The sequence below is a fragment of the Morganella morganii genome (assembly GCF_019243775.1).
GTDB lineage: Bacteria > Pseudomonadota > Gammaproteobacteria > Enterobacterales > Enterobacteriaceae > Morganella > Morganella morganii.
Window position 1 is genome coordinate 378,228 of sequence record NZ_CP069157.1, and the last position, 14,065, is coordinate 392,292.

General features: G+C 53.4%; 11 protein-coding genes. 4 read left to right on the plus strand and 7 right to left on the minus strand.

All coding sequences use genetic code 11. The features are described 5' to 3' along the window. Positions 1-79 precede the first annotated feature (79 nt). On the plus strand, positions 80-172 hold the full coding sequence (locus JL661_RS18580) for a hypothetical protein (RefSeq protein WP_345739886.1): 93 nt from the start codon (positions 80-82) through the stop codon (positions 170-172). Continuing rightward, positions 169-486 carry a helix-turn-helix domain-containing protein gene (locus JL661_RS01810; protein WP_004234724.1) on the plus strand — a complete coding sequence of 106 codons (318 nt, stop codon included), beginning with the start codon at positions 169-171 and terminating at the stop codon, positions 484-486. Before JL661_RS18580 ends, JL661_RS01810 begins: the two co-directional genes overlap by 4 nt. Before the next feature lie 23 nt (positions 487-509). On the opposite strand, the gene JL661_RS01815 is transcribed toward JL661_RS01810, so the two are convergent. Continuing rightward, positions 510-1,148 carry a LysE family translocator gene (locus tag JL661_RS01815; RefSeq protein ID WP_174525718.1) on the minus strand — a complete coding sequence of 213 codons (639 nt, stop codon included), beginning with the start codon at positions 1,146-1,148 and terminating at the stop codon, positions 510-512. A gap of 56 nt (positions 1,149-1,204) precedes the next feature. Next, a complete protein-coding gene (locus JL661_RS01820; RefSeq protein ID WP_062772064.1) occupies positions 1,205-1,837 on the minus strand; it encodes an alanyl-tRNA editing protein in 633 nt (210 codons plus the stop codon). 100 nt (positions 1,838-1,937) lie between these two features. On the opposite strand from JL661_RS01820, the gene JL661_RS01825 reads away from it, so the two are divergent. After that, positions 1,938-2,864: a LysR family transcriptional regulator gene (locus JL661_RS01825; RefSeq protein WP_218481009.1), complete on the plus strand. Its 927-nt coding sequence runs from the start codon at positions 1,938-1,940 to the stop codon at positions 2,862-2,864. Positions 2,865-3,854: 990 nt separating this feature from the next. On the opposite strand, the gene narI is transcribed toward JL661_RS01825, so the two are convergent. The 5 genes from narI to JL661_RS01850 all read right to left on the minus strand — a co-directional run bounded on the left by narI (position 3,855) and on the right by JL661_RS01850 (position 12,021). Then, positions 3,855-4,532, minus strand: coding sequence for a respiratory nitrate reductase subunit gamma (gene narI, locus JL661_RS01830; protein ID WP_004234733.1), 678 nt, complete (start codon positions 4,530-4,532; stop codon positions 3,855-3,857). Then, positions 4,529-5,263: a nitrate reductase molybdenum cofactor assembly chaperone gene (gene narJ, locus JL661_RS01835; RefSeq protein ID WP_004241166.1), complete on the minus strand. Its 735-nt coding sequence runs from the start codon at positions 5,261-5,263 to the stop codon at positions 4,529-4,531. The genes narI and narJ overlap by 4 nt, the downstream gene beginning before the upstream one ends. Beyond that, complete coding sequence (gene narH, locus JL661_RS01840) at positions 5,260-6,816, minus strand: nitrate reductase subunit beta (RefSeq protein WP_004241167.1); 1,557 nt, start codon at positions 6,814-6,816, stop codon at positions 5,260-5,262. The genes narJ and narH overlap by 4 nt, the downstream gene beginning before the upstream one ends. Next, positions 6,816-10,577, minus strand: a complete 3,762-nt coding sequence (locus JL661_RS01845) for a nitrate reductase subunit alpha (RefSeq protein ID WP_062772061.1) — start codon at positions 10,575-10,577, stop codon at positions 6,816-6,818. Before JL661_RS01845 ends, narH begins: the two co-directional genes overlap by 1 nt. Before the next feature lie 61 nt (positions 10,578-10,638). Beyond that, entirely contained in the window at positions 10,639-12,021 is a 1,383-nt protein-coding gene (locus tag JL661_RS01850) for a NarK family nitrate/nitrite MFS transporter (protein WP_004234739.1), read from the minus strand. A 298-nt stretch (positions 12,022-12,319) separates the two neighbouring features. Between JL661_RS01850 and narX the strand changes: the two genes are divergently transcribed. Beyond that, entirely contained in the window at positions 12,320-14,062 is a 1,743-nt protein-coding gene (narX, locus tag JL661_RS01855; protein WP_062772058.1) for a nitrate/nitrite two-component system sensor histidine kinase NarX, read from the plus strand. Positions 14,063-14,065 lie beyond the last annotated feature (3 nt).

The window sequence follows — 14,065 nt, forward strand, 5'->3', positions numbered from 1 at the left end:
TGATTACATTTGGTGCGGACGATAAACTGAAAAGAAAACATTGGGATGAAGGATGAAGGAAACCATATAATTATTGTGCATGTCTTTCAGAAAAAAAACGCAGAAAACACCAAAGCAGGTGCTAGAGTTAGCACATGAGAGAATGAAAGAAATGATAAGGAGGCTGAAATGAGTCGTAATGATGATTATGATTTAGTCCCTTTTGAAGAGCTGAAAAATACATTACTTAAAGATCCTGAAGTCATTGATGCACTGGATGAAATTCAGGCACGAAAAGTATTGCTGGATACATTAAAAGCAGCGAGAAAAGCCCGGAAAATTACCCAGGCTGAAGTGGCTGAAAAAATGGCGACGCAAAAACAGAATATTTCCCGCCTGGAAAAAGGGGACTATGACCCGCAACTGGGAACATTGATTCGTTATGCAGACGCCATTGGCGGACGATTATCTTTTGATTTTCTGCCTGTAATTTCGGAGTCTGTCTGATAATACCGGCGGTTACCTTGCCGTTATACAGCCAGCAAAAGCCGCCCGGCAAACAGCAGCAGAATAGTGCCGATGACATTGTCGAACAACCGGCTGTGTGCGAGGAACCGCTCACGGATACGCTGGTGTGAGAACAAAACGGAAACGGCCATAAACCAGGCCGCATTCACGCCGCACATCCACACGCCGTAGAACAGTTTCACCGTCACCGGCGTGGACGGACTGACCAGCGTGGTGAACATGGCCAGGAAAAACAGCATCGCTTTCGGGTTGGTGGCGTTGGTCAGAAATCCCATCCAAAATGCCTTGCCGGCCGTTTGTACCGGGGCGCTATCCGGGCTCTCCGGGGCGATAGCGGCACTTGCGCCTTTACTGCGCAGAAACTGAATGCCCAGCCAGATAAGATAAGCCGCACCAATGTATTTCGCGGTATCCATCAGCCACGGTGTGGCCTGCATCAGGGCTGTCACACCAGCCAGCGTGTACACCACATGCACGGAAATCCCGGCGCCAATGCCGAGTGCTGTCATCAGCCCGGCTTTGCGTCCGTGATAAATACTCTGGCGCAGCGTCACGGCAAAGTCCGGCCCCGGCGAGACAACAATGAAAAAATGGACGAGCGCAAGCGCCAGAAATTCACTCTGGTTGAACAGATTCATCATAACCTCAGCAGATTAACAGGGGCGGCGGGAGTGCCGCCGCAGAGAGACAGGCTCCGTCAGATGACGTCGTACTGAACGGACAGAACGCCCTTTTTGGTTTTCACGGATTTCAGCACCAGTGTGCCGATCTCGCCGAGTGACTGCACATGCGTGCCGCCGCAGGAGTAAGGCTCAAAATCCGCAAAACGGATCTGAAACATACCGTCCTCATCCTGATAGTGATGGCAGGGGTGATCTGCGTCGATCAGCGCCTGACAGTGGCGGCGGACATCTTCCGGATCCACGATCACCGGGGAACCGGCAGGAATATATTGGATCCGTCCTTCATCCGGCCAGTGATGTCCTTTGGTCGGCTTCCAGCCGAAAGTTTCCATCACATGAGAGAGCAGGTGCCCGCCGGTATGCAGCCGCGAGTGCAACTGACGTTTCTCTGCATCGACATTCATCTGAACTTCACCGGGGGCGACCGGTATATCGGTGTAATGAATGATACCTTCCGGCATAAAAGCGGTGTGAATAACAGTGGCGTCACCGAGTGTGCCGGTGTCTCCCGGTTGCCCGCCACCCTGCGGATGGAACAGGGTTTTATCGAGGATAACCGCATAGCGCCCGTCCTCTGCCGGACGGCATTCCAGGACAGTGGCGGAGCCCCGTAAGGCGCGGCTGGTCAGATAGCATTTTTCTGTCATGGTGATGTGTGCCTCATTATTATTGTGTCGTGTTGTCTGACATTGTATTGCAGGCACTGTCATATGATAATACGGCAAAAATGCAAAGGATTTATTCCCTGTGATCACAAATGAAACCCTCGCATTACTCGAGGAAATGGCGGTATTTGCCAAAGTGGTGGAAACCGGCAGTTTCTCGGAAGCTGCCCGGCAGCTCGGCGCGACACCGTCTGCGATCAGCCGTGCGGTCTCGCGGCTGGAGCGCGCACTCAATACCCGGTTATTGCAGCGCACGACCCGCAAGCTGCGTCTGAATGAGAGTGGCAAGGCGGTATATCAGCACTGTCAGGCGCTGGTGAATTCTGCGGGAGCGGTGATGAGTGCCAGCGGGCAGTTCAGTGAAACACCTTCCGGGCTGGTGCGTCTGGGCGCCCCGAAAGCACTGGGCTATTTTATGGTGCATCCGCTTATCAATGAATTCCTCGCAACGAATTCCGGTGTGAATGTGATGCTGCGTCTGGAAGATCGCTATATGGATCTGATTGATGAGGAAATCGATCTTGCCATCCGTATTACCAATGAACCGCCGCCGGGGCTTATCGGCAAGCGGCTGTTTACGGTCAGTCATATTTTATGTGCCACGCCGCAGTATCTGGCGGAATATGGCACTCCGTCTCATCCGCAGGAGCTGAAGGATCACAGCTGCCTGTTCCTCAGTGAGGAAGCGGCAGATACCCGCTGGCGTTTTCAGCAGGGGAATAAAGTGGTGTCTGTGAATGTGCACGGGCGTTATTCATCAAACCACAGCGGGGTGCGGCTCGGCGGGGTGAAATCACATCTCGGGATCGGCGGGCTGCCGGTATTTACGGCGCGTAAATCGCTGGAGAGCGGGGAGATTGTGCAGGTTCTGCCGGACTGGACGTTTAAAACCCGTTACAGCGGGGATGCCTGGCTGCTTTATCCGCCGTCGCGTTATCAGCCGCCGCATATGATGGTGTTTATTGATTATCTGGTGAAAAAAACTGCGGACATAAAAAAAGCGCCTTAAAGGCGCTTTTTTTGTATCTGTCTGATTAATCAGAATGCTTTGCTGTATTTTGCAATGATAGCAGCAGCACGGGTCAGATTAGAGAAGAAAGTTTTGATACTTTTCATAATGAACTCCTGCTTTGAATTAGTTGAGTAAGCGTGTTTTGCTTCGATGGGGGTATGATACCAGTTTTGTGATGTGGGTCAACATTAAATTCAACTATTTTTTAATGATTACAAAATCATTTTAATAACAAAAAAGCAGTGAAAAATAGCAAAAGTGAATATCATAACCGGGATAAAACAGTGTGTTTCTGCTGGCTATGATTTACTGAATTGATTTAGCAGGATTTTTTAATCAGTAAAAAGATGTTGAAGATGTTAGCGGCACGTTACTGCATCAGGAAAAGCGGAGAGTGCGTCGTTGTGCCGGTCAGTCGCTTCAACTTTTGTTGCAGGCCGGATCGCAGGCAATAAAAAAGCGCCCTGAGGGCGCTTTTCTTATATCTGTCTGATTTAATCAGAATGCTTTGCTGTATTTTGCAATGATAGCAGCAGCACGGGTCAGATTAGAGAAGAAAGTTTTGATACTTTTCATAATGAACTCCTGCTTTGAATTAGTTGAGTAAGCGTGTTTTGCTTCGATGGAGGTATCATACCAGTTTTGTGATGTGGGTCAATATTAAATTCAACTATTTTTTAATGATTACAAAATCATTTTAATAACAAAAAAGCAGTGAAAAATAGCAGAAGTGAACATCAGAACCGGGATAAAACAGAGTGTTTCTGCTGATTGTGATTTACTGAATTGATTTGTAAGAATTTTTTAGTCGACAGAAAGATGTTGAAAATGTTAGTGACACGTTACGGCGGCAGAGAAACCGGTTGTTTTGCCTCTGAAGCGGTAATCTGTTTCAACTTTTTTTGAAAGAATAACACGGTGATAAAAAAAGGGGTGGCCGGAGCCACCCAAAACTGTGCATTTAAAGGATGAGACTGTTGTTGTTAATTAATGGCGGTTGCGCACTAACTGGTAGCGGCGCGTAATGTATTCAACCGGCGCACTCCAGATATGCACCAGACGGCAGAACGGGAAGATCAGGAACAGTGTCATACCCAGCACCAGGTGCATGCGGAAGATAAAGGCAACCCCTTCCAGATGCTCTGATGCACCCCCCTGAAATGTCACGACAGACTGTGCCCAGCCGACCAGTTTCATCATCTCGCTGCCGTCAGTGTGCTGTGCGGAGAACGGAATGGTGCCCAGTCCCAGAATTACCTGGATCACCAGCAGGGTGATGATCAGGATATCGCCCGCAGATGATGTCGCACGGACGCGCGGGTTGGTCAGACGGCGTTTGAGCAGCAGACCGCCGCCGATCAGCGTCATCACCCCGCAGGTGCCGCCCGCCACCATCGCCAGCATCTGTTTCTGCGCCACAGTGATAAACGGCTCATACATCCAGTGCGGCGTCAGCATGCCGACGAAATGCCCGAAGAAGATACCGAGGATCCCGACGTGGAACAGGTTGGAAGCCAGACGCATCCCTTTTTTATCCAGCATCTGACTGGAACCGGCACGCCAGGTGTATTGTCCGTAGTCATAACGCAGCCAGCTGCCGATGATAAACACCGCGCCCGCGATATACGGATAGATATCAAAGAAAAACGTATTCAGGAAATTCATGGAGTTACTCCTTTCGCCGCAGGGGGAACCGGCGCGTCACCCACCTGAATGTAATTCGGGGCGACACTCTGTGAAAAACGACGCTCATGCTGTGTCAGAACAGAATTGTCACAGCCTTTATCGGCCAGGAATGTCACCTGTTCTTCTTCCCAGACCGCATCCAGTGCAGCCGGGGTGTCATCACGGGCTTCACCGTCCACCTGACGGGTCAGTGAGCTGAGTGTCAGGTCGCTGTCCGCCATGGCCAGCAGCAGGCTGAACAGTTCATGGTAATGACTTTCGCGCTGACGCAGCCGCTCACCGAGCAGGGCGAGGATCGGCGCGATGTCTTTCAGCCCCTGACAGGCCTGTTCCGGCGGCATAACAGAGAGATATTCCAGATAAACCGGCAGGTAATCCGGCAGTTCGCGGCTGCTGAGGGTGATCCCGGCCTGCTCATACTGCTCCAGCAGGGACACCATTGCCTGGCCGCGATCGCGTGACTCACCGTAAACGTGTTCAAACAGCAGCAGAGAGGTGGCCCTGCCGCGATCAAACAGTTCACTGTAGCGTGCCTGACTGTCGAGCAGCGGCTCAGCGGTCAGTTCAGCGACGAAGTACATCAGTGCGGCGGCCTGAGTCAGGCGCAGCTCGTGCGCCTGTTCAATCTCTGCAATCAGTTCGTCGCGGTGTCCCCAGAGCTCCTCATTCGGGTAATCCAGCAGGCAGCCGATAATTTTTAAGCTGATCATGATGAATGCCTCTCTGAGATTGGTGCATCTGCCGGTGTTTTCTGCGTGATATCAATGGCATCGATACGGCGGCTGTTAAACAGGTTAAATTTGGTATCGCTGCCGTGGCAGCCGTCACCGAAGCTGAATCCGCAGCCGTTGCGCTCAGGGAATGCCTCGCGGGCCAGTTCGCGGTGTGATGACGGGATCACAAAGCGATCCTCATAGTTGGCGATAGCCAGATAGCGGTACATTTCCTGTGCCTGGGCTTCTGTCAGACCGACTTCTTCCAGCGCACTGATATCGCGGGTTTTATCCACGGTTTCAGCACGTTTGTAGTGACGCATGGCCAGCATCCGTTTCAGGGCACGCAGTACCGGCGCGGTATCCCCGGCGGTCAGCAGGTTGGCGAGGTACTGAACCGGGATGCGCAGACTTTCCACATCCGGCAGTACGCCGCTGTGCGGCAGCATACCCGCATCGCTGACAGACTGAATCGGTGACAGAGGCGGCACATACCAGACCATAGGCAGGGTGCGGTATTCCGGGTGCAGCGGCAGAGCAAGTTTCCACTCCATTGCCATTTTGTAGACCGGCGATTTCTGTGCCGCGTCAATCACACTCAGCGGAATGCCGTCTTTCTGCGCCTGGCGGATCACTTCAGGGTCGTTCGGGTCGAGGAAGATCCCGAGCTGACGCTCATACAGATCTTTTTCGTTATCCGCGCTGGCCGCTTCTTCAATGCGATCCGCATCATAGAGCAGCACACCGAGGTAACGGATACGGCCCACACAGGTTTCCGAACAGACGGTCGGCTGACCGGCTTCGATACGCGGATAGCAGAAAATACATTTCTCGGATTTGCCACTTTTCCAGTTGAAGTAGATTTTTTTGTACGGACAGCCGGTCAGGCACATACGCCAGCCGCGGCATTTGTCCTGATCGATAAGGACGATGCCGTCTTCCGCACGTTTGTAGATAGCGCCGCTCGGACAGGTCGCGACACAGGCCGGGTTCAGACAGTGTTCACACAGACGCGGCAGATACATCATAAAAGTCTGCTCAAACTGGCCGTACATCTCTTTCTGCATGTCGGCGAAGTTTTTGTCCGCGCTGCGGCGGCTGAACTCACCGCCGAGGTCATCTTCCCAGTTCGGGCCGTTTTCGATTTTTGTCATGCGCTGACCGGTGATCAGTGAGCGCGGACGGGCGGTCGGCAGATTGCCTTCCGGGGCATTTTTCAGATGATCATAGTCGTAAGTGAACGGCTCATAATAATCATCCAGCTCCGGCTGGTCGGGGTTGGCGAAGATTTTTGACAGCAGGCCGATTTTGTTACCCATACGCGGCACCAGTTTGCCGCGGATGTTTTTGATCCAGCCGCCTTTCCATTTTTCCTGGTCTTCCCAGTTATGCGGGTAGCCCAGGCCGGGTTTGGTTTCGACGTTGTTGAACCACGCGTATTCCACACCTTCGCGGCTGGTCCAGACGTTTTTACAGGTGACAGAGCAGGTATGGCAACCGATACATTTATCCAGGTTCAATACCATGCCGACTTGGGAACGTATCTTCATTATGCTTTCTCCTGCCCGCTCAGGGTCTGTTGATAACCATCCTGCTCACCGTCGAGCCAGTCCACATTTTTCATTTTGCGGACTACCACAAACTCGTCGCGGTTGGAGCCGACAGTGCCGTAATAGTTAAAGCTGTATGCCAGGTGGCTGTAGCCGCCGATCATATGAGTCGGTTTCGGGCAGACACGGGTGACGGAGTTATGAATACCGCCGCGCATACCGGTCACTTCCGATCCCGGCAGGTTAATCTGACGCTCCTGGGCGTGATACATAAAGATCATGCCGTCCGGGATACGCTGGCTGACAATCGCACGGGCAGTCAGTGCGCCGTTGCTGTTGAAAGCTTCGATCCAGTCGTTATCCTCAATGCCCAGCGAGCGGGCATCGTCCTCACTCAGCCATACCACCGGGCCACCACGGCCGAGGGTCAGCATCAGCTGGTTGTCGCTGTAGGTGGAGTGAATACCCCATTTCTGGTGCGGGGTCAGGAAGTTCAGGGCTTTCTCCGGATAACCGTTCGGTTTTGCGCCCAGCAGCGGTTGTGCCGCACGGGTATCCACCGGCGGACGGTACACCACCAGAGACTCACCAAATGCACGCATCCATTCATGATCCTGATACAACTGCTGACGGCCGCTCAGGGTACGCCACGGGATCATCTCGTGAACGTTGGTGTAACCCGCATTATAAGAGACATGCTCATCTTCGAGGCCGGACCAGGTCGGGCTGGAGATGATTTTGCGCGGCTGCGCCACGATGTCGCGGAAGCGGATTTTTTCATCTTCTTTATGGATGGCAAGATGCGTATGGTCGCGGCCGGTCACTTTACCGAGCGCATCCCAGGCTTTCACCGCCACATGGCCGTTGGTTTCCGGTGCCAGTGACAGCACGACTTCTGCCGCATCAATCGCGGTTTCAATTGCCGGGCGACCTTCCGCTGCGCCCTCAGTGCGGGTGCGGTTGAGTTTTTTCAGGAAATCGACTTCTTCCTGAGTATTCCAGCTGATACCTTTCCCGCCGTTGCCGAGTTTATCCATCAGCGGCCCCAGCGAGGTAAAGCGGGCATAGGTGTTCGGATAATCGCGCTCCACCACCATCAGGTGCGGTGCGGTTTTCCCCGGGATCAGGTCACATTCGCCTTTTTTCCAGTCCTTCACATCAAACGGCTGCGCCATTTCGGCAGCGGAGTCATGCTGGATTGGCAGCGTAACAATATCCGTCTCTTTACCCAGGTGGCCCGGGCAGAGTTCAGAGAAGGATTTGGCGATCCCTTTGTAGATTTCCCAGTCGGTTTTGGATTCCCAGGCCGGATCGACCGCAGCGGTCAGCGGATGAATGAACGGATGCATATCCGAGGTGTTCATATCATCTTTTTCATACCAGGTGGCGGTCGGCAGCACGATATCGGAGAACAGACAGGTGCTGGACATGCGGAAATCGAGTGTCACCACCAGATCCACTTTTCCTTCCGGGGCATTATCCACCCATTCCGCTTCTTCCGGTTTCACGCTGCCCTGTTCGCCGAGATCTTTACCCAGCAGACCGTTTTCGGTGCCGAGCAGGTATTTCAGCAGATACTCATGGCCTTTACCGGCGGAGCCGAGCAGGTTGGAGCGCCAGATAAACAGGTTACGCGGGAAGTTCTGCGGATTATCCGGCTGTTCCGCCGCAAAGCGGATAGTGCCGCTCTTCAGGGCTTCTGCGGTGTAAGCCTGCGGATCCTGACCGGCTTCTTTTGCTCTCGCCGCGATAGTCAGCGGGTTCACGTTCAGCTGCGGTGCGGACGGCAGCCAGCCCATGCGCTCAGCGCGGATGTTGAAGTCCAGCAGGCTGCCGCTGAAGCGGGATTTATCCGCCAGCGGGGAGAGAAGCTCCTGCGGCTGAACAGTTTCATAACGCCACTGGCTTGAGTGGTTATAGAAGAAAGAGGTGCTGTTCATATGACGCGGTGGGCGTGACCAGTCAAGCCCGAACGCCAGCGGTAACCAGCCGGTCTGCGGACGCAGTTTTTCCTGGCCCACATAGTGTGACCAGCCGCCGCCGCTCTGGCCGACGCAGCCGCAGAACACCAGCATATTGATGATGCCGCGGTAGGTCATATCCATGTGATACCAGTGGTTGATACCGGCACCGACGATCACCATTGAACGGCCGTGGGTTTTCTCGGCGTTATCGGCAAACTCACGGGCAATGCGGGAGATGTGATGCTGGCTGACGCCGGTCACTTTCTCTGCCCAGGCTGGGGTATAGGCCTTGATTTCACTGTAATCCGCCGCGCAGTTCACATCGTCCAGGCCGCGATCGATACCGTAGTTGGCGAGGGTTAAATCGAAAACACTCGCCACACGGACTTCACTGCCGTCTGCCAGACGTACCACTTTCACCGGCAGTTTGTGCATCAGCACTTCATCCAGTGCCACACCTTCAAAGAACTCATTTTCAATGCCGCCGAAATACGGAAAAGCGACATCAGCAACTTCATCGTGCTTATCCAGCAGGCTCAGCTGCATGGTGATCTCATCACCGCTCTTGCCGTCACGCGGCTCTAGGTTCCATTTACGGGATTTGTCCCAGCGGAACCCGATAGAGCCCTGTGGTGCCACCAGTTGCTGACTGTTCTCATCAATGGCAATAGTTTTCCACTCAGCATTTTCTTTCTCGCCGAGAGAATCCACCAGATCAGATGCCCGCAGCATACGGCCCGGCACATAGCCGCCTTCCGCACGCGGATCCAGCATCACCAGCATCGGCATATCGCTGTAAGTGCGGACATAACTGGTGAAGTATTCCGCCTGACGCTTCGCGTGGAACTCATTGAGGATCACATGACCCATCGCCAGTGCAACGGCACTGTCTGTACCCTGTTTCGGGTTCAGCCACTGGTCACACAGTTTGGCGATTTCAGCATAATCGGGCGTGATCGCGACAGTTTTGGTACCTTTATAACGAACTTCGGTGAAGAAGTGCGCATCCGGGGTACGGGTCTGCGGGACGTTGGAACCCCAGGCAATCAGATAAGAGGAGTTATACCAGTCTGCTGATTCCGGCACGTCAGTCTGCTCACCCCAGGTTTGCGGGGAGGCCGGCGGTAAGTCGCAGTACCAGTCATAGAAACTCAGGCAGGCACCGCCGATCAGGGATAAATAACGGGCACCGGAAGCATAGGAGACCATCGACATCGCCGGGATCGGCGAGAAGCCGATAATACGGTCAGGGCCGAACTGTTTGGCAGTCACAATATTGGCTGCCGCAATCATTTCATTCACTTCCTGCCAGTCGGAGCGGACAAAACCGCCGCGGCCGCGTGCCTGTTTGTAGCTTTTGGCTTTTGCTTCATCATTAATAATGGATGCCCATGCATCGACCGGATCCGTGTGCTGCGCTTTGGCTTCGCGCCACAGTTTGATCAGGCGTTTGCGTACCATCGGATACTTCACGCGGTTTGCGCTGTACAGATACCAGGAATAGCTGGCACCGCGCGGACAGCCGCGCGGCTCATGATCCGGCAGATCAGGACGGGTACGCGGGTAGTCCGTCTGCTGCGTCTCCCAGGTCACCAGCCCGTTTTTCACATAGATTTTCCAGCTGCATGAACCGGTACAGTTCACGCCGTGGGTGGAACGGACAACTTTGTCATGCTGCCAGCGGCTGCGGTAACCATCTTCCCAGTCGCGGTTGACATTCAGCTCTTGTCCGTGGTCGCCGGAGAAGGTTTCCCCGCGCTGCTTAAAATAACGGAATCTGTCTAAAAACTTGCTCATTCGGTAATCCCCCGATAAGCGCCGGGCGCTCACATTGCTCTGATTATCAGAATTGAATTAATTATTTTTTACGGCCGTATACCAGCCATGTGGTCAGAATGCAGACCACATAAAAGACAACGAACACTTTCATTGCACCGGCAGGTGAGCCGGTCAGTGTCAGTGAAATACCAAAGGCATTCGGGATAAAGAACCCGCCGATAGCGCCGATGGCAGAGATAAAACCGAGTGCGGCAGCACTTTCGGTGATAGCTTCATGCTGGGCTTCTTTTTCGGTACCGCCCTGTGCCAGCACGCGCTCAGTGGTGATTTTGCGGAACACCACCGCAATCATCTGGAAAGTAGAGCCGCTGCCGAGACCGGCAGTGAAAAACAGCACCATAAAGACGCCGAAGAAGGCGGCAAATGAACCGGCATCATTTTTGCCCGGCAGTGTGAAGAACAGCAGGAATGCGAATACCGCCATGACCACAAAGTTAATAAAGGTCACGCGGATACCGCCGAATTTATCGGAGAGGAAGCCGCCCAGCGGACGGGCCAGCGCACCCAGTAACGGGCCGAAGAAGGCGAATTTCAGGATAACGATATCCGGGAACTGGGTTTTCGACAGCATGGCAAACCCGGCGGAAAATCCGATAAATGAGCCGAACGTGGAGAGATAGAGGAAGCTCAGGATCCACAGATGTTTGCGTTTCAGAACCGGTAGCTGCTCTTTTAACGAGGCTTTGTTGGCAGAGAGGTCGTTCATCCCCAGCCAGGCTGCGGTGGTAAACAGCAGCAGGAACGGCACCCAGATCCACGCGGCATTCTGTAACCACAGCTCAGAGCCGTCCGGCTGGGTCACGCCGGTGCCGCCCATAAAGCTGAACACACCGAATGTCACAATAAATGGTGCGACCAACTGCATCACACTCACTCCGAGGTTACCCAGCCCGCCGTTGATACCCAGAGCTCCGCCCTGTTTCGCTTTCGGGAAGAAGAAGCTGATATTCCCCATACTGGAGGCAAAGTTTGCCCCGGCGAAGCCGCACAGCAGGGCGATAATCACAAACACCGCATACGGCGTTGACGGGTTCTGCACCGCGAATCCGAGCCACACACACGGCACAATCAGGATCAGGGTACTGAACGCAGTCCAGCGGCGGCCGCCGAAAATCGGAATAACAAAGGAGTAAGGAACGCGCAGGAGTGCCCCGGAAACAGACGGCAGCGCGGTCAGCATAAACAGCTGATCGGTGGTAAAGTTAAAGCCGACTTTCGGGAGATTGACGGCAACGGCGCTGAACAGCATCCACACACAGAATGCCAGTAACAGGCAGGGAACGGAGATCCACAGGTTGCGTGATGCAACCCGGTGCCCGCTCTCTGTCCAGAATTTTTCATCTTCCGGGCGCCAGTCGGTAATGACGCCCGCTGATGCCTTGCCTTCGGAGATCTGAGCCATAATACACCTCAAAATTATGCTGAAATTAAAGGCGTTTTACGTGGGTTATAAGGTGCTGATACTGATCTTAATCAAAGGGTGAACCGATTGATTTTTAAGCGCAAAACCGTCATTCTACTTTAGGGGTACGGTTGTTAATCTGATGAAAATACGTAAAATCAAACGGTTAGTATCATTATGATTAGTGTGGGTTATAACAGCTAATCCCTCAAGGTTTTAAGGGGTACTACTTTGGTGGTAAGTGTTTTTTCGGAGAAATCGGAGAGAATAACCGGTCAGTTCAGAGGAGCATCAGTGCATGCTGAAACACACATCTATTCTTACCCAAATCACCGGTTTTATGGTGCTGCTTACCGTCTTTGCGGTGATTGGCATGGGGCTGACCAATCAGATCACGGAAAGTGTGCAGGGCAATGCGCACGCGATTAATAAATCCGGCACATTGCGGATGCAGAGTTACCGTTTCCTGTCTGAAATCCCCCTGACCGCACATTCACAGCAGTATCTTGATGATTTCGAATCCGATTTAACCCTGCTTGCCGGAATGAAAGCAGTCAGTCCGGCCAAAATACAGCAGCAGTTTCTCTCTGTGGAACAGACCTGGCGGCAAAAGCTGCGTCCGGCACTGGAAGCGGCAAAACAGCCGGAAGAGGCCCGAGCGCTGGTGGCCGCGTTTGTCAGTCAGATTGACAGCCTGGTGTCGGCTATCGATCACCAGACTGAATCCACCATCCGGCTGGTGGCGGCCATTCAGCTGGTCTTTATCGCGCTGATGATTTTACTGCTGCTGTTATCGGCGCGGCATTTCCGCCGCCGGATCCTCCATCCGTGGCAGCGGCTGCTGGCGCAGGCAGATGCGATGGGGCAGGGGAATTTTCAGCCGCGCTTTGCGGATTATGACCACCGCGATGAAATCACCATGATCGGCAATACCCTCAACCGTACGGCAGAGGAACTGTCTGCGCTCTACGGGGAGCTGGAATCTCGGGTGGCGGTCAAAACACAGGATTTACAGGAAAAAAACCAGATGCTGGCCTTCTTATATAAGAGCGGGCAGCGGCTGAATAACACCAATGACCTGACCACTCAGCTGACGGATATTCTGCGTGATCTGCATCAAATCATGCCGGAAGGCGCACTGTGCCTGCGGATTTTTGAGGATAATAACGCCACCCGTTTTACAGAAATCGGTGACTGCGGCTGCGTGCCGTCACAGACACAGGAACAGCTGACCTGGAATCTGAGCGGGCCGATTAACCGTTACGGGGTATTGACGCTTCTGTTACCGGCCGGACAGCAGCTGAACAGTGAGCAGCAGAATATGATGCAGATGCTGAGCAAACAAATTATTTCAGCCTTTGCACTGGCTTATCAGCATGAGCAGCAGCAACAGCTGATTCTGATGGATGAGCGCTCAGTGATTGCCCGCGAACTTCACGATTCTATCGCGCAGTCGTTATCCTGTCTGAAAATTCAGATAAGCTATCTACAGATGCATTCCGCGCAGATCCCGGAAAATTGTCAGACACTGCTGATCGAAATGCGCCAGGAAGTAAACGGTGCTTATCATCAGCTGCGTGAGCTTCTGACCACTTTCCGCCTGAAACTGACTGAGCCCGGGCTGCTTGCCGCGCTACAGAGCACGCTGGAGGAGTTTGAGCAGCGGATGGGTTACCGCATCGGTTTTGATTTTCAGCTCTCCGGGCGCCAGGTCTCCGCGCACCAGACCATTCATGTGGTGCAGATTGTCCGCGAGGCGCTGAGCAACATCCTCCAGCATGCCAATGCGTCGAGGGCGCAGGTAATATGCCGGTCAGAAGACCAGATGATTTATATCAGCGTGGAAGATAACGGGGAAGGGATCCCGGAACATCCGGAAAAAAATAACCATTACGGGTTATCCATCATGCGGGAACGGGCAGCCACACTGCACGGAACCTGCCGGATAACCACACGGGAACAGGGCGGCACTCAGGTGCTGATAAGCTTTCCCGCCAATACAACTATAAGAATAAATGAAGACGATTCAGGAGCAAGGTAAACA

Bases quoted from the DNA above. Each gene is read 5' to 3' on its own strand.
- JL661_RS18580 (WP_345739886.1), top strand. From the start codon at position 80: ATGTCTTTCAGAAAAAAAACGCAGAAAACACCAAAGCAGGTGCTAGAG.
- JL661_RS01810 (WP_004234724.1), top strand. From the start codon at position 169: ATGAGTCGTAATGATGATTATGATTTAGTCCCTTTTGAAGAGCTGAAA.
- JL661_RS01815 (WP_174525718.1), bottom strand. From the start codon at position 1,148: ATGATGAATCTGTTCAACCAGAGTGAATTTCTGGCGCTTGCGCTCGTC.
- JL661_RS01820 (WP_062772064.1), bottom strand. From the start codon at position 1,837: ATGACAGAAAAATGCTATCTGACCAGCCGCGCCTTACGGGGCTCCGCC.
- narI (WP_004234733.1), bottom strand. From the start codon at position 4,532: ATGAATTTCCTGAATACGTTTTTCTTTGATATCTATCCGTATATCGCG.
- narJ (WP_004241166.1), bottom strand. From the start codon at position 5,263: ATGATCAGCTTAAAAATTATCGGCTGCCTGCTGGATTACCCGAATGAG.
- narH (WP_004241167.1), bottom strand. From the start codon at position 6,816: ATGAAGATACGTTCCCAAGTCGGCATGGTATTGAACCTGGATAAATGT.
- JL661_RS01845 (WP_062772061.1), bottom strand. From the start codon at position 10,577: ATGAGCAAGTTTTTAGACAGATTCCGTTATTTTAAGCAGCGCGGGGAA.
- JL661_RS01850 (WP_004234739.1), bottom strand. From the start codon at position 12,021: ATGGCTCAGATCTCCGAAGGCAAGGCATCAGCGGGCGTCATTACCGAC.
- narX (WP_062772058.1), top strand. From the start codon at position 12,320: ATGCTGAAACACACATCTATTCTTACCCAAATCACCGGTTTTATGGTG.